Origin of the sequence: Spirosoma foliorum, from assembly GCF_014117325.1 — a bacterium.
Classification (GTDB): domain Bacteria; phylum Bacteroidota; class Bacteroidia; order Cytophagales; family Spirosomataceae; genus Spirosoma; species Spirosoma foliorum.
Genome location: NZ_CP059732.1, coordinates 2,288,427 through 2,303,772 on the forward strand (window position 1 = coordinate 2,288,427; position 15,346 = coordinate 2,303,772).

Consider the following 15,346-nt stretch of genomic DNA (forward strand, 5'->3'; position numbering starts at 1 on the left):
CTATTTCAATCCAGCAGTGTGTAAACTGGCCTGAACGTGTCACAAAGATACGATAGGTAACTGGAAAGTTGCAAGAAAACCCAGTAAACTCGTGAAGATGGTGATCAGATTAACGCTGCATACCAAATCCAGATGATATACACGGGCTGGAACACTAATCGCGACCAGACATACCAGAGTTTAGCAGGCAACCCCCCTGGAGGGGGCAGGTTCTTGACCGCTACATTGATATTGGCCGGAAATATCGCAATCAACAAAATAATTAAGCCCCAGCCGGCCCAGAAGCGAGTTTCTAAAAACAATAGACTAAGGCCAAGTACAATTTCAGCTACGCCAGATAACAAGACAAGTAGGCGGGCATTCGGTAAAAACGCTGGAATCATATAAGCAAGCTGCTCCGGTTTTCGAAGGTGTGTCAAACCAATCATCACAAACATGGCGGTAGCTGCCAATAACGCATCGTGATGCGGATCGAGTAAATAAGGCGACTGAGTCAGCCAGCCAATTCCATAGAGTAAAGCCCCAATCGATAATAAACCCAAAAAGAAAGCCATGACTTTGGTGTCGGTTGATGTATGGGTCAAAGTTCCGATGGCTCTGCGGGCGATCCACTAACATTTGTTAGGAGATTAAACTTCCCGGCGAATACGACTCAGACTTTCGGGAGCGATTCCCAAGTAAGAAGCGAGATGTCGAACAGGAATTGTCTGTACTAAAACCGGATTCTGTTCCAGCAAGTACACATATCGTTGTTTGGCAGTAGTTGTCAGGAACTGGACTTCCCGGCTTGTTTTTCGTAAGAATGCCTGTTCGGCAATTAATCGGCCAATTCGTTCCGCTTTGTGCGATTGGTCATATAACGTGAGCAGTTTTTCACGGCTGAATCGTAGTGCCTGAACATCACTTAATGCCTGAACGGTAAAAGCGGTTGGCTGACCCGTGAGAAACGAAGAGTAAGCCGAAACGAAATCATTCGTAAAGATGAAATCGAGTGAGATATCGCGGCCATTATCATTGAGGAACAGCCGAACCATTCCCTCGTCGAGGTAGTAAATGTATTTTTCAACCTGACCCGCCTGAATTAGAAAATCGTTTTTCTTGTAAGTAACTGCTTCGACAATCGAAGAGAAACGAAGCCAGTCATCATCGGCCTGGGCGGCTAATGTATCAAGTCGTTGACGAAGTCGGTCAAGAGGGTTATCATTCATTGGCATTACTAGTCAGGAGTGGTCGTCCGTTGCAAAATCGTCAAATACAATTGGATAACAACGAATGACGACTCATGACTAGTAATGCCAATAAAGAGTTACTCTCCTGCCATTGGATCAGGCGTTCCATCGGGATCGCCGGTTACGGTTCCGTGTGTCGGGAATGTATTGCCCCGGATGAACAGCAGACCCGCTACGTGGGGGGCTGCCATAGAGGTTCCGCTCAAGGTTGCATACTTTCCTCCCATGTAGGTAGAGGTGATACGCACGCCGTAAGCGCAGACATCGACGCTACTGCCAAAGTTTGAAAAAGACGCAAACTGGTTTTTGCTGTCCATTGCCGATACGGTAAAGACATTGGCGTGATTTACGCGGGCGGGCGAGTAATTATCGCTGTTTTTGCTATCGTTCCCTGCCGCAATAGCGAACAGTATGCCTGCATTGGCAGCTTGCGTGATGGCCTGATCCAGCGTCGCCGAGGTACTTTCTCCACCTAGGCTGAGATTCACAACATCACCCGCTTTTCCATTTGTCCGGACGTAATTTATAGCCTGAATAATTCCCGACAGTCGGCCTTCGCCTTCATCGTCCAGCACCCTAAGCGAAACCAGCGTTGCGCCCGAGGCAATACCCGTTACGCCAAGGCTGTTGTTTAGAGCACCAATAATGCCAGCAACGTGCGTACCGTGCCCATTTTCATCATCGGCAGATGTTGTTCCACTAACAAAGGATTTACTACGGCTGGCATCGACATTCAGGTCGGGGTGATCGAGGTCAATCCCCGTATCAATAATCCAGGCGGTTTTTGTCGTTTGTAAATCGCCCCGCCCGTAGCCCGTTTGGCTGATATTCCAGGGTAAGGTAGTTGACGTAGCTACATCTACACAATTACACATCGACATAATCTGGTCGGGTTCGATCAGAAGGACGGAGGGGTCTGATTTTAATTTTTCGGACTCATTTTCGGTCAACTGAGCCAGAAAACTGGTTTGATCGCCTGTGGCCAGCACTTCGGCTTGTGCGTTAGTAACCTGAGCATCCGTAAGAAACTGCTCAACCTGTGCTTCGGAACTGGCAAGACGAGCATTAGGTGTTGACGAAAGGGCGATCGCCGGTCGATAGGTAACAATATAGGAACCCGCAATGGCAGTCCCATTTGTAGACGAAGCTTTGACCAGACAATCGGCAGCAATACTGGTTGCTTCAATACTGTCGGTTTTACAGCCAAAGAGGCTAAAGCCAAGTAGGGCGACGTTGGTGAGCGTCGCGAACGATAAAGAACGTCGCATGAGTACGTACGAAATAGATAGTTGGAAAGTATCAATCGTAAAAAGTCATGCCATGCGTTGTTGTGGAGTTGATTCAATCAGGTATACGCAGAAAGCCAGGAAGTCGTTGCGCGGGGTATATAATAACGATTATCCTAGCGCTTCAGTGTAAGGAATACCACCCGTCCGGCTGCGGGGAATTTCGTTTCGGCAATGGGTTGACCGTAATGCTGGTAAAACAAGGTTACCTGTTGTGGAGAAAGTAGATCGAGATAGAGGTTAATGCCCGCAAAGTTGTTTTTTCGCAGAAATGTGTCTAGAAACTGCCAGTCCTGTGCCGTGAATGCCCGACCCGGCGTTAATAATCGGGGCCAGCCATCGCGTAAAAAGGGCTGAATCTGGTCGGGATGCAATCGGCCAAAATATTGTCCAACGCCACTTTTGTCATAAAATCGTCGGAAGGTAAAGACCGCGTTCTGTTGCGTATAATAGGGGCAAAGTCCTTCCTTTGATCCTACCCCATCACCCCCAACCGTGCAGAATGGCCAGTCGAGCACAGCCGCGCCAGGTTGTTTTCGTACGATAGCGCAATAAGTTAGCAGGTTGTCTGACGCTACGTTCGCGGGGTAAATTATACGCTGAACATAGCCTGTATACCATTCCATAACCATCAACCCAAGTATAACGAGGCCGAATAGTTGACCAGGTAGCCGACGAGGCCATTGAACAGGTAACGCCAATAACCCAAGTAACACCGGATAAATAAGGCTGGCCCGGCCGCCATGTCGATTAAAACTAAACCAGGGAAACAGTTTCAGGGTGGGCAGCACAACGGGATGATAAAGCAGGCATACGGTCAGCATGAGCACAATGGGCAACCAAATGGATACCCGTCGTCGGATTTGCCACCAGCCAATACCGGCCAGCACGACCAGATACAAGCCTGGACTACCCTGTCCATAACTCTCAAAAGTGTCGCGCAGGTGAGGAGTGTAATCAAAATGAAAGGTGTGAAAACCGGGCAGGTGCGGGATCAATAAGCGCAATGGGTGCGACCACGCGCGTAATTCGGGTACTGCGCTAAAATCGAACTTCCAGGCTGTAAAGGCAATTTGAAGCGTTAATGGCAAGTATGCATATAAACTGACCATCAACATCAACAGGCAGAGTAAGATGCCTACCCGATGATTGTTCCATTGTTCCTGTATATAGCTGAGGATCAATGTGAACTGGCTTTTCCATTGGTTTTGCACTGGGTTTAAACCCGGTGCAAAACCAATATTCCAAAAACGTCGATACAGAATGACAACCAGAACAGGAAAGGCGAGTGTTGTGAATGTTAGCGCAAAACCGGCCACATAAGCCAGTTCCTGACTCAACACCTGAACATGAAGCCACATCCAGACTAGTATATATATCAGTGAGATGGGTCGTTCAGTAGTTGCATCATACAGCAGTCGGTAGGTGGCTACGATACACAAAGTGGTCCAGTGTCCCACACAAACATTCATGTGAACGGGAAACTTGTAAATGGCGTAAAAATTAAAAATCGAAACGATTAACCCAAGGGTAAATGATTTTAACGGACCAAAGCGGGGGTGTAAAATAACGAACGTGCCGACTGATGCAATAACCAGGCTATACACGTAATAATATTGTAAATACGGACCGGGGCCACCCACTATTCGATAACAGAACGTATACCAATAGTCGCGTTCGAAGCCCCAATCCAGAAAAACCTGATTCGTGCCATACGGGTAAAAGGTTTGCGTATTGAGTAGGTTGAGGTGAGGGAATGGGTTGAATAGTAGGTTTTTACTGAAAAAATAACCCACATACTCGAACTGGTCGGTGTCGCCACCATCAGAGAGTGGATGCCGAAAGTCACCCACAATCCAGCTACCAAGCAGCGCAGTCAGCAAGCCAAGCCCCACTACCCAAAACCAATAGGAAAAGCGCGTAGGTACAATCGGCTGATCTGGGTTGAGTAAAAGAGTAGGCGAGCTGTCTTGATTCATTGGGCGTTTATACATTCATCGACCAGTCGATAGGCAAAAGTCTTTGTAATCGGCTATTTTTGCAACCTAAACAAATTAATGAATAATGTAGAATGGATAATGTTTAATGACTAGTTACAGGTTAAGGGCTGGAAAATCTTACAAAATATCCTAGCAGAATCATCATTATCCATTTTACATAATTCATTACCAATTATATCTCATGGCTGACTACAACCACCGCGAAACTGAACAGAAATGGCAACAGTTTTGGGACGATCACCACACCTACAAACCCGCAGAACAGACGACGAAGCCCAAGTATTATGTTCTCGATATGTTCCCGTATCCATCGGGCGCAGGGCTACACGTTGGCCATCCACTGGGTTACATTGCCTCGGATATCGTATCGCGTTACAAGCGACTAAAAGGGTTTAATGTGTTGCATCCGATGGGTTTCGATTCATTCGGGCTTCCTGCCGAACAGTACGCTATCCAAACGGGTCAGCATCCGGCCATCACTACGGAAGAAAACCGGAAGCGATACATCGAGCAACTAAAAAATATTGGATTCAGCTACGACTGGACGCGCGAAGTTCGTACGTCCGATCCATCATATTATAAATGGACGCAGTGGATTTTTATGGAACTGTTCCGTTCGTGGTACAATAAAGATACCGACCGGGCCGAACCCATAGAAACACTGCTGCACAAGTTCTCTACGAACGGAACGACCGATGTCAACGCGGTCTGTGACGAAAATGCGCCAACCTTCACGGCTGCGGAATGGAACGCCCTGTCTACCCGTGAGTCGTACGAAATAACCTTAAAATATCGCCTGACGTATTTGGCCGATGCCGTTGTGAACTGGTGTCCGGCTCTCGGTACGGTTCTGGCGAATGACGAGGTGAAAGATGGCGTTTCAGAGCGGGGCGGCTATCCGGTTGAGCAGAAATTGATGCGTCAGTGGATGATGCGCATTACAGCCTACGCCGACCGTTTGCTGACGGGTCTGGACACCGTCGATTGGACTGAATCGTTGAAAGAACAACAGCGCAACTGGATTGGGAAATCGGTGGGAGCCTCGGTTAAGTTTCCGTTGGCAACCGACAGCAAGCAATTCATCGAAGTCTTCACCACTCGCGTCGATACCATCTATGGCGTTTCGTTTATGGTGCTGGCTCCCGAACATGAATTGGCGGCTAAGCTGACAACGCCAGAACAACGGGAAGCAGTTGAGGCCTACGTCAGTGCGGCTAAACTTCGTTCTGAGCGCGATCGTATGTCCGAAACGAAGGTTGTTTCTGGCGTATTTACGGGTAGCTACTGCATCAATCCATTCAATAACGAACAAGTCCCGATCTTCCTGGCCGATTACGTATTGGCGGGGTATGGAACGGGGGCGGTTATGGCGGTACCTTCAGGCGACCAACGTGACTGGAACTTTGCCACGCACTTCAACTTGCCGATCATCCCGATTCTGGATGCTCAGAAAGACATTGACCAACAGGCCGATAATACGAAAGAAGGCCACTATATCAATTCGGGTATTATCGATGGCATGACCTACAAGGAGGCCACTGCAACCCTGATTGCGTGGCTGGAGGAGCGAGGTCTGGGCAAAGGTAAAATCAACTACCGAATGCGCGATGCCGTATTCAGTCGCCAACGGTATTGGGGCGAACCTGTTCCTGTATATTTTAAAGACGGGCTTCCGTATTTAATTGATGAAAGTGACTTGCCCCTAGAGTTGCCAGCTATCGACAAATACCTGCCTACCGAAACCGGAGAGCCACCGCTAGGTCGCGCCGAGGCCTGGAAATACAAAGCGGATGGCCACCCCGGCGAATATGACTATGAACTCTCCACCATGCCCGGTTGGGCGGGTTCGTCGTGGTACTGGTACCGCTACATGGACCCTAACAATGACAATGAATTTGCCAGCAAAAGTGCCATCAATTACTGGCAGAATGTTGACCTATATATCGGCGGCACCGAGCACGCAACGGGCCACTTGTTATACAGTCGTTTCTGGAACAAGTTCATGAAAGATCGGGGCTATGTGCCACAAGAAGAGCCATTTAAAAAGCTCATCAACCAGGGCATGATTCAGGGCCGGAGCAATTTTGTGTATCGGGTTGCAGGTACAGGACGAGAAGGTGTGCCCGCTGTATTTTTATCCCTGAACCAGATAAATGGCCAGGACGTAACCCCACTTCATGTCGATGTTAACATTGTTGAAAACGACGTATTAGACATCGAAGCGTTCAGGAAGCTCCGCCCGGATCTGGCAGAAAACGCTGAGTTTATCACCGAGCCAGACGGTCGTTATATAGTAGGCGTTGAGGTCGAAAAAATGTCGAAATCGAAGTTCAACGTCGTCAACCCTGATACGATAGTTGAGAAGTATGGTGCCGATGTATTGCGACTTTATGAAATGTTCCTGGGGCCACTCGAGCAGGCTAAGCCCTGGAATACCAATGGCATCGATGGTGTGTATCGCTTCATTCGTAAGTTCTGGCGGTTGTTCTACAAAGACAATGCCGATGGTTCAACCAATTGGATTGTTACCGATGAGCAACCTACACCCGCCGAACTGAAAATCTTGCACAAGACGATTCAGAAAGCGGGGAATGATATTGAAGCGTTCTCGTTCAATACGTCGGTAAGCTCGTTCATGATCTGTGTGAATGAATTGGCTACCTTAAACTGCCACAAGCGGGCAATTTTGCAGGATTTAGTGCTGATTTTGTCGCCCTATGCGCCCCACATTACCGAAGAACTTTGGGCAGCTTTGGGTAACGAACCCGGCACAATTTCGAAAGCCGAATTCCCCAAATTTAACCCCGCTTATCTGGTTGAAGACGCATTTGAGTATCCGATCCAGATTAATGGGAAAGTACGTACAACAATCAGTTTCGCCATTGATCGCGCCCCAACCGAAATCGAAAAGGAGGTTCTGGCCGACGAAATCGTACAGAAGTGGCTGGAAGGCAAATCACCCAAAAAAGTGGTTGTCGTTCCAAAGCGTATTGTTAACGTGGTGATTTAGTGTAGGTTGAAAAATAATAGATTTGGGTTAAACTTAGGACTTTCGCTTAGCGCCGTGAGAGTCGTGCCACGGTTAGGCATGATGCTAAATAGAACCGTGGCACGACTTTCACGGCGCTAAGCGAAAGTCCTAAAACTAAACAGACACGCAAATGTATACTGCTGTAAATGGCATTTACGAGGATGGTCAATTAACCCTGACGGAGCGTCCACCTACGACCCGTCGGACAAAGGTTGTGATCTTGTTCCTTGACGAATCAGCACCTGATAATGTAAGTGTAGGTTTGTCAACAGGAGTACGCTTGGGTAGCTTGGAGGGAAGATACAGTATTCCTGACAACTTTAATGCACCTTTAGACGATCTTAACGATTATATGTGATGGGGAAATTTTATTTGGCTGATACTCAAATTGTCATTTTGAGTATTATCAGTCCATCGAAGATTTCCTCGTCAGTTCAGGCGATTCTCCAGTCAAATCCAATTTGGGTTAGCGAGATAAGTTTATTTGAAATTGCAATCAAACAAAAAATAGGTCGGTTACCAGAGCTATCGTTGTCGATCAATGATCTAGTTATGCAATTACTTACAGATGGGTTTCGACTGCTACCCATTGAGCGAAAGCATATTAGTGCGTATCATCATATTAGGAAAGCTCTAGGCGCTCTGACTGCTGAGTCGCCAGCGCATCACGCACTTGCGCCGTCAGCGTCAATGAATGTTTGCGGGCTTCGTGGTCATAAATAGGAGCCGTTAAAATCAATTCGTTAGCCTGCGTTTGGTCAATAATACTTGCCAATTGCCGTTGAATAGTTTTGGGTGAACCAACGGCTGAACAACGGAAAACAGAGTCGATACCAGCCAGTTCATAGTCTGGGAAGAGTGCTTCCAGGTCATCAACAGGAGGCTGCATTTTTCGCGCTTTCCCACGTCGGATGTACAAAAACTGCTGCTGAACGGATGTAAATAAATGCTCTGCTTCCTGATCCGTGTCGGCCGCAATGACGTTAGCCGCTACCATAGCGTAAGGCTCTTTTAAGTGGGCCGACGGTTTAAAGTGGGTTCGGTATACATGCAGAGCACGTATCAATTCGGCAGGAGCAAAATGCGAGGCAAAGGCATAAGGGAGACCAAGTATTGCGGCTAATTGTGCCCCAAATAAACTTGAACCCAGTATCCAGATCGGTATGTCCAGTCCATTTCCTGGTACAGCCTGAACAAATTGGTTAGACTCGTCAGGTTGGAAATAGCGCTGCAACTCAATCACATCCTGCGGAAAGGTATCGGGGCCTGTAGCATCACGACGAAGAGCCCGCGCCGTTGCCTGATCTGATCCGGGAGCCCGACCTAATCCAAGATCAATTCGACCGGGATATAACGATTCGAGCGTACCGAATTGTTCGGCAATAACCAGGGGCGAGTGATTCGGAAGCATAATACCTCCCGAACCTACCCGTATGGTTTTGGTACCACCAGCTACATGGCCGATGACAACGGATGTAGCAGCACTGGCGATACCCGGCATATTATGGTGTTCGGCCAGCCAGAACCGATTATAGCCCAATGCCTCAGCGTGTTGGGCAAGGTTAAGCGTATTGCGAAGTGCCTGAGGAGCAGTGCTACCTTCTACAATAGGCGATAAATCCAAAATTGAAAAGGGAATCATACGACGTTGTTAGAACAGCTTGCCTTATTTTTACGGCGAATAGAACGCGGATTATTATGATCTGTATGATTTTTTAGATCATATCATAAATCATATAGATCATGACAATCTGCGTTCTATCAACAATACGCTTTATCGGATCGGTTCCAGAGCATGGACCTGATAATTTCTTGCCAGCCCAAATGACTTGTAAACCATTTTTAGTAGTTGCCCTCAGTGTCAGCCTGTTTGCCTGCTCGCCTAAAACGTATATCAAAATTCCGGCGGGTAAGGCGGATGATTTTTTTCGATATAAGCCCGGTCAACCAACCAAAATTCAGGTGCATCGTGGTGGGGGCGATCTGAAAGGATATCCTGAAAACTGCATCGAATCGTTTGCGTATCTGGCTAAACAACTCCCGGTTGTCATAGAATGTGATATTGATCTGACCAAAGACAGTGTTATGGTGATGATGCACGACGCCAGTCTGGATCGAACAACGACTGGTACAGGAAAACTCATCGATAAAACCTACGCCGAACTGAGTCCGTATCGATTAGAGGATAACCTGGGGAACGTAACACCCTATAAAATCCCAACACTCGAAGAGATTTTGCGTTGGGGTAAGAATAAAGTCGTGTTTGCGCTGGATGTCAAGCGGAATGTCTCGTTTGCGAAGGTGGTGGACATGATACATAAAACGGGCGCGGGTATTTACGCGACAGTAATCACGTATACCGTTCCGGATGCAGTTAAAGTCAATCAACTCGATCCCAATCTGATGATTTCGGTGACGATCCGAAACCACGCTGAATACGACCGGTTGCACGAAGCAGGTGTCCCTGATAATCGGATGATGGCGTTTGTGGGTATCAAAGAACCGGAGCCGGAACTCTATAAATTTCTGCACGAAAAAGGCATTCTCTGCACGCTCGGAACCCTTGGGAATTTAGACAAACAAGCTGATGCCAAAGGTTATCAGGTCTACAAAGCATTTGTCGACCACGGGGCCGATATGATGTCGACGGATAGACCGCTGGAAATGGCGAAAGTCCTACATAAATGAAAAATAGTAGGTGCTTGACTGTGACTGCTTTTTCAGTAGCGTGGACTTCCAGTCCGCGTAGCCGAAGGCTAGTTTGCAGCTAAACTAATTAGTATTACGGCCACGCGGACTGGAAGTCCACGCTACACAAAACTCCCTTACAATTGACTTTCACAACTACGAATTACCGGTGGCGGATCATTGCGCTGTTGTTTCTGGCGACGACGATTAATTATGTGGATCGGCAGGCTCTGTCATTACGAATGACAGATGCTGGCTTTAAGCGAACCATCCTGGGTTTAGCTCCTGATATGCTGCTGACGGACGAACACCTGAAGCAGTTTCGGATTCAGATGGGACTTGTCGACTCAGCCTTTAAAGCAACCTATGCCATTGGTTTTCTGCTGATTGGGTGGCTAATTGATCGGGTTGGCACCAAAAAAGGATTTACGATTGGCATTGCTGTCTGGAGTGTTGCCAGCATTGCGTCTGGCTTTGTTTCGACAGTTGGTCAGTTTGCAGTTGTGCGGGCAGTTCTGGGTCTTGGCGAAGCCGCCAATTTTCCCTCGGCTATGAAAGCAATTGCTGAATGGTTTCCTAAACACGAACGCTCAACGGCTACGGGTATTCTGAATGCGGGTTCGAATATGGGGGTTATCACCACAGCGCTACTCGTGCCTTTTCTGATGGCACAATTTGGCTGGCGAGGGGCTTTTCTAATTTCGGCAGTTCTGGGTGTATTGATGCTGGTGATTTGGTGGGTAAGTTATTCCAAACCAGAAGCAACGCCTTCTCTCTCCAGTATAGAGTATCAATACATTGAATCCAGAGAGATAACAGGTGCGTCCGATCATAAAACGCAGTTTTCCTGGCTTCAATTAAGTCGTTATAAGCAAACCTGGGCCTTCTGTTTCGGAAAAATCTTCGCTGACCCTGTCTGGTTTTTTTACCTCACCTGGCTTCCCGATTTTCTACTGACTAATAACCAGCTTGATCAGAAACTGGACCTCAAAAACTTTGGTATTCCATTCCTGATCATTTACGTCGTGTCAGACATAGGTAGTATTTTCTTTGGTTGGTTAGCAACGAATCTGATGAAAAACGGCTGGACTGAAAATAAGGCCCGGAAACTAACGATGTTAATTTGTGCGCTCTCTGTTACACCCATTTACCTGATTCCGTCCATCCATAGTTTTGCTGGCGTAGTGGCTCTACTGGCCCTGGCTACGGCAGCGCATCAGGGATGGTCAACGAACGTATATGCCATGTCGACCACCTTGTTTCCGGGCGGTTCTGTCGCTACCGCTACGGGTATAGGTGGTTTTCTGGGTGGTACGATTAGTATGGTTGTCGCTGCGGCAACAGGGTATATCGTCGCGAATTTTGGCTATAAACCCATGTTTATTTTTGCGAGTAGCTCTTATCTGATTGGTCTGCTGGTTATTCATGTGGTTTTACCGGCTTTACGACCCATTGAGCTGGTCAATGAACAGGCAAGTGTGGTGATCGACGAATAGAATGTAATGAGTACTCTAGCAACTACGATGAAGGCCGGTGTATTGACTGCCGTCCGATCAATTGAGCATCAGCAATGCCCCATTCCTGTACCGGGTACTGGCGAGGTTCGTATAAAAATGAAATCGGTTGGCATCTGTGGCTCCGATGTATCCATCTTTCAGGGACACCGCCCCGATTTGACATTTCCACTGATTATTGGCCACGAAGGCATCGGGCACGTCGATAAACTTGGTAATGGGGTGAACCAACTTAAACTCGGTGACCGTGTGGTCATTGAACCGAATTACCCTTGCGGTCATTGTGACTATTGCTGGCAGGGGCGCAGTAATATTTGTGTAAATAAGCGAATTATTGGCGTACTGGAAACGGGCTGCTTTGCCGAATGCGCTGTGGTGCCTGCACAATTTGCCTGGCCCATTCCTGCTTCGATCAGTGATGAGGATGCCGTTGTAATTGAGCCAACAGCTGTCGCTTTACATACAATCTATTCGTCGCCAGCTCGTCCGGGCGATGCCGTGGCCGTTGTCGGTTTGGGCGCTATTGGCCTGTTAGTGGTCCACTTAGCGCAAAAAATGGGCTATACCGTTTTGGCGTATGACCGCGTTCAGGAAAAAGTTGATCTGGCCGCTGACTTTGGTGCTATTCCTGTTCCCGCTGACGCGGATACCGCTCAGATTGCTGCCATTTGGAAAGAAGCCAGAGTACACACCGTTTTCGAATGCGCTGGGGCTGCTCCAGCCTTCACGATGGCTGTTGAAGCAGCTCCTCGTGGTGCTTATGTGGTTGTAGCTGGTTTGTCCGACAAGCCCAGTGCGATTGCCGAATTCGGCATGACCAGACAAGGTATTAGCATTATCACGTCCATTATTTACCAGCATCCCGTTGATTTTCGACGAACGATTGGCTTGATCGAAAGTGGATTTATACAACCCGGTCGTATCATCTCCGCGCGCGAATCATTTGATAACCTAGCGTCGGCCCTGGAAATGGCCTGTACGGGTCAGCATTCTAAGATTTTACTGGAAATCTAAAACCTATAAGGTTTTGAAAACCTTATAGGTTTGTACTAAACAAGTTAATACCCCAGTGTAAATCGTTTCTGGATAAACTGTGGTTTCTCAATTTCGTCAAGAACTGCTACTGCCAGATCAGTCACCGAAATCGTACTTTCGCCTTTTTCGTTAAAAACAGGCTGATCGGTACCTAGCCGGAATGTGCCTGTACGATCGCCCGGAACCAGCATAATGGCCGGACTTAAGAACGTCCAGTCAAGCGTGGTGTTCTCACGAAGTGCATTCAGGTAATCACGAGCAGCTGTGGCACCTGCTTTCCACTCAGCCGGAAATTGGGGCGTATCGACTAGTTGAACACCCGGAACCACTTCCAGACTACCAGCACCACCAACCACGAGCAGTCGTTTAACACCTGATTGCTGCGTTCCTTTTTCAATGGCTTTTGAACCTGCCAGAAAATCATCGTATAGGTTCGGGTTTGTCCAGCCTGCGTTGTACGCACTCAAAACGGCATCATGACCTGCTACGAGTTGTGCCACCTGATCGGCATCTTCGGCATCACCCTGTTTTATAGTCAGCTTCGCATCTGTAACCGTAATTTTTTCAGGATGGCGAACAATTGCTGTTACGTCATGACCACGTTGTAAGGATTCGCTAAGGAGAGCTGAGCCAACAAAGCCCGAGGCTCCAATAATTGCCAGTTTCATAGAGTTATTGATTAATTTATTGTAATAAAATTTGTTACAGTTTTGGGTAAAAAAATTAGTCGAATCGATGACTGAAATCAGCCAACGTACTATCGCCTAATTGTTGAATTAACGCATTTTCCGCTTCAACGTAAAGATCATCCAAATGCCGGTTAATTTGCTTTCCAACAGGGCAATCGGGGTTGGGTGTATTGCGGGCTGTACCCAGAAAAGCACCCTGGCGAGTTGCCAGGAATACATCCGATACCCGAATCTGACTAGCAGGCTTGGCTAGCATACTGCCCCCATTTTTTCCTTCTCGACTGATAACCAGTCCGTTGTTTCGTAAATTGCTAAGTTCCTTTCGGACGAGTACCGGGTTGATGTTAATACTGCCCGCCAGTAAATCAGATGTAACCCATTCATCGCTGGCCTGGGCCAGCAACGTCAGAATGTGCATCGATATGGCAAAGCGTCCGTTCATAACTGTTCTATTTATTGTTACAGATTTGTTGGATGAATAATTCCCTGAAACGCCAAAATAATTTGTAGGACAAACGTTTCCTGCTAAACTTGTTCACGTTTTCCCACCTGATGAATGTTAATCATGCACGTCAATCGAAACCGAATCATCTATGGATCTCTGACCTTAAGTGTCCTGCTACTGGGCCTTGCGTCAAGGCGATTTATGGGTGATGTTTCCTTCGTAAAAGATTATGTTGGCGATGGGCTATGGGCATTGATGGTTTATCTTGGTTTTGCAACCTTCTTCAACCAATGGACGGCAAGGGCGGTTGGGCTGTCAACGCTACTGTTTTCTTTCGGAATCGAAATTAGCCAGATCTATCATGCACCCTGGATCGATACTATCAGAGCTACGCGCTTAGGAGGGCTGGTACTAGGGTTTACGTTTGTGTGGAGCGATCTGCTCTGTTACACCATTGGTGTTGGAGTCGGTTGGTTAGTCGAAGCGTATCTGATTCCTGCCCGTTACCAGTCCCTTTCCTCCTATAAACTATAAAATGGTTATCGGCCTTAAGCCTGAAATCCCTTACTACGCAATCCTCTTTATGCAAAAGATTTCCTTTCAAGACGAGCTAACCATTTCTGCTACACAGCAACAAAATGGAAGCGCGAATACCAAAAAAGATGTCCAGAAAATTCAATCCTGGCTGACTCTATTTTCTATGGCTAACCCAGCCGTGGCAACGGCGACTGGTATTGATGGCGATTTTGGGAAAGCGACCGAGCAGGCGGTTAAGAATTTTCAGAAAGCAAAGAGAGTAACTCAGACAGGCGTTGTCGATCAGCCAACATTCGAGTTGCTAACCGCACCGATGCGAACTGCTTTTCTGACAGATAGCGCTGGAAGTGGCTTACGGAAACTAATTGTAAACACGGCTAAGAAGCACGTGTTAAATCGCCCATTTGAATTAATAATCGACCAGCAGACAAATTCAGGACCCTGGGTCCGAGCCTACATGGATGGTAACGAAGGAGCTGAGTGGCTCTGGTGTATGGGGTTTGTACAGACAATTATTGATCAGGCGGCTTCTGCAGTAGGAAAAAACTTTACCGACTTAATGCCGCTGACCTATAGTTGTGATACGGTAGGAACGACAGGTTTACAAAAAGACATTCTGTTCAGATACTCAGAGATACGGAACAAGCTATCGCTAGTGAAACCAGGTGATATTTTCCTGCTTCAAAAAGCACCTAATGACTGGGTACATGCCGGAATAATTACGGGGATAGGCGACGATTTTTTTGAAACGATTGAAGGAAATACCAACGAGGGCGGGTCTAACAACGGCAATGCTGTATTGAAGCGGGTACGTAATTTTAGAAAGTCGAAGCTCGATGTGTTTTCGATCGAAAGTCTGATTTAGGCTTGCGTTCTTGCCAGGAATCAAAGT

At 47.4% G+C, this 15,346-nt stretch carries 14 protein-coding genes; 7 read left to right on the forward strand and 7 right to left on the reverse strand.

All coding sequences use genetic code 11. From position 1 onward, the window contains the following. Window positions 1–104: 104 nt before the first annotated feature. The 4 genes from H3H32_RS09405 to H3H32_RS09420 all read right to left on the reverse strand — a co-directional run bounded on the left by H3H32_RS09405 (window position 105) and on the right by H3H32_RS09420 (window position 4,494). Entirely contained in the window at window positions 105–554 is a 450-nt protein-coding gene (locus tag H3H32_RS09405) for a DoxX family protein (RefSeq protein ID WP_182462426.1), read from the reverse strand. A gap of 75 nt (window positions 555–629) precedes the next feature. After that, window positions 630–1,208, reverse strand: coding sequence for a Crp/Fnr family transcriptional regulator (locus H3H32_RS09410; RefSeq protein WP_182462427.1), 579 nt, complete (start codon window positions 1,206–1,208; stop codon window positions 630–632). 98 nt (window positions 1,209–1,306) lie between these two features. Beyond that, window positions 1,307–2,497 carry a S8 family peptidase gene (locus tag H3H32_RS09415; protein ID WP_182462428.1) on the reverse strand — a complete coding sequence of 397 codons (1,191 nt, stop codon included), beginning with the start codon at window positions 2,495–2,497 and terminating at the stop codon, window positions 1,307–1,309. A gap of 134 nt (window positions 2,498–2,631) precedes the next feature. After that, window positions 2,632–4,494 (reverse strand): hypothetical protein, encoded by a 1,863-nt coding sequence (locus tag H3H32_RS09420; protein WP_240543733.1) that lies wholly within the window; start codon window positions 4,492–4,494, stop codon window positions 2,632–2,634. Window positions 4,495–4,696: 202 nt separating this feature from the next. Here H3H32_RS09420 and leuS point away from each other — a divergent pair, with 202 nt between their 5' ends. Next, window positions 4,697–7,525, forward strand: a complete 2,829-nt coding sequence (leuS, locus tag H3H32_RS09425) for a leucine--tRNA ligase (protein ID WP_182462429.1) — start codon at window positions 4,697–4,699, stop codon at window positions 7,523–7,525. A gap of 151 nt (window positions 7,526–7,676) precedes the next feature. After that, window positions 7,677–7,904, forward strand: a complete 228-nt coding sequence (locus tag H3H32_RS09430; protein ID WP_182462430.1) for a hypothetical protein — start codon at window positions 7,677–7,679, stop codon at window positions 7,902–7,904. A 264-nt stretch (window positions 7,905–8,168) separates the two neighbouring features. On the opposite strand, the gene H3H32_RS09435 is transcribed toward H3H32_RS09430, so the two are convergent. Then, complete coding sequence (locus tag H3H32_RS09435; RefSeq protein ID WP_182462431.1) at window positions 8,169–9,188, reverse strand: LLM class flavin-dependent oxidoreductase; 1,020 nt, start codon at window positions 9,186–9,188, stop codon at window positions 8,169–8,171. A gap of 182 nt (window positions 9,189–9,370) precedes the next feature. On the opposite strand from H3H32_RS09435, the gene H3H32_RS09440 reads away from it, so the two are divergent. From H3H32_RS09440 to H3H32_RS09450, 3 genes are all read left to right on the forward strand, one after another. Further along, window positions 9,371–10,234 (forward strand): glycerophosphodiester phosphodiesterase family protein, encoded by an 864-nt coding sequence (locus tag H3H32_RS09440; protein WP_182464296.1) that lies wholly within the window; start codon window positions 9,371–9,373, stop codon window positions 10,232–10,234. A gap of 143 nt (window positions 10,235–10,377) precedes the next feature. Then, a complete protein-coding gene (locus H3H32_RS09445) occupies window positions 10,378–11,730 on the forward strand; it encodes an MFS transporter (protein ID WP_182462432.1) in 1,353 nt (450 codons plus the stop codon). Window positions 11,731–11,736: 6 nt separating this feature from the next. Then, on the forward strand, window positions 11,737–12,762 hold the full coding sequence (locus H3H32_RS09450) for a zinc-dependent alcohol dehydrogenase (protein WP_240543734.1): 1,026 nt from the start codon (window positions 11,737–11,739) through the stop codon (window positions 12,760–12,762). A 44-nt stretch (window positions 12,763–12,806) separates the two neighbouring features. Here H3H32_RS09450 and H3H32_RS09455 read toward each other — a convergent pair whose 3' ends face one another. Continuing rightward, window positions 12,807–13,451 (reverse strand): NAD(P)-dependent oxidoreductase, encoded by a 645-nt coding sequence (locus tag H3H32_RS09455; RefSeq protein ID WP_182462433.1) that lies wholly within the window; start codon window positions 13,449–13,451, stop codon window positions 12,807–12,809. A 55-nt stretch (window positions 13,452–13,506) separates the two neighbouring features. Continuing rightward, the gene (locus H3H32_RS09460) at window positions 13,507–13,914 is read right to left on the reverse strand and encodes an RrF2 family transcriptional regulator (RefSeq protein WP_182462434.1); all 408 of its coding nucleotides are present in this window, start codon (window positions 13,912–13,914) and stop codon (window positions 13,507–13,509) included. A gap of 123 nt (window positions 13,915–14,037) precedes the next feature. Here H3H32_RS09460 and H3H32_RS09465 point away from each other — a divergent pair, with 123 nt between their 5' ends. Both H3H32_RS09465 and H3H32_RS09470 read left to right on the forward strand, forming a co-directional pair. Continuing rightward, window positions 14,038–14,451: a ribosomal maturation YjgA family protein gene (locus H3H32_RS09465; protein ID WP_182462435.1), complete on the forward strand. Its 414-nt coding sequence runs from the start codon at window positions 14,038–14,040 to the stop codon at window positions 14,449–14,451. Window positions 14,452–14,500: 49 nt separating this feature from the next. Next, window positions 14,501–15,319: a peptidoglycan-binding domain-containing protein gene (locus tag H3H32_RS09470; protein WP_182462436.1), complete on the forward strand. Its 819-nt coding sequence runs from the start codon at window positions 14,501–14,503 to the stop codon at window positions 15,317–15,319. Window positions 15,320–15,346: the final 27 nt, after the last annotated feature.

Coding starts and splice junctions, on each gene's coding strand:
- H3H32_RS09460 (WP_182462434.1), bottom strand. CDS start 13,914: ATGAACGGACGCTTTGCCATATCGATGCACATTCTGACGTTGCTGGCC.
- H3H32_RS09415 (WP_182462428.1), bottom strand. CDS start 2,497: ATGCGACGTTCTTTATCGTTCGCGACGCTCACCAACGTCGCCCTACTT.
- H3H32_RS09455 (WP_182462433.1), bottom strand. CDS start 13,451: ATGAAACTGGCAATTATTGGAGCCTCGGGCTTTGTTGGCTCAGCTCTC.
- leuS (WP_182462429.1), top strand. CDS start 4,697: ATGGCTGACTACAACCACCGCGAAACTGAACAGAAATGGCAACAGTTT.
- H3H32_RS09410 (WP_182462427.1), bottom strand. CDS start 1,208: ATGAATGATAACCCTCTTGACCGACTTCGTCAACGACTTGATACATTA.
- H3H32_RS09450 (WP_240543734.1), top strand. CDS start 11,737: ATGAGTACTCTAGCAACTACGATGAAGGCCGGTGTATTGACTGCCGTC.
- H3H32_RS09430 (WP_182462430.1), top strand. CDS start 7,677: ATGTATACTGCTGTAAATGGCATTTACGAGGATGGTCAATTAACCCTG.
- H3H32_RS09440 (WP_182464296.1), top strand. CDS start 9,371: ATGACTTGTAAACCATTTTTAGTAGTTGCCCTCAGTGTCAGCCTGTTT.
- H3H32_RS09435 (WP_182462431.1), bottom strand. CDS start 9,188: ATGATTCCCTTTTCAATTTTGGATTTATCGCCTATTGTAGAAGGTAGC.
- H3H32_RS09405 (WP_182462426.1), bottom strand. CDS start 554: ATGGCTTTCTTTTTGGGTTTATTATCGATTGGGGCTTTACTCTATGGA.
- H3H32_RS09470 (WP_182462436.1), top strand. CDS start 14,501: ATGCAAAAGATTTCCTTTCAAGACGAGCTAACCATTTCTGCTACACAG.
- H3H32_RS09465 (WP_182462435.1), top strand. CDS start 14,038: ATGCACGTCAATCGAAACCGAATCATCTATGGATCTCTGACCTTAAGT.
- H3H32_RS09420 (WP_240543733.1), bottom strand. CDS start 4,494: ATGAATCAAGACAGCTCGCCTACTCTTTTACTCAACCCAGATCAGCCG.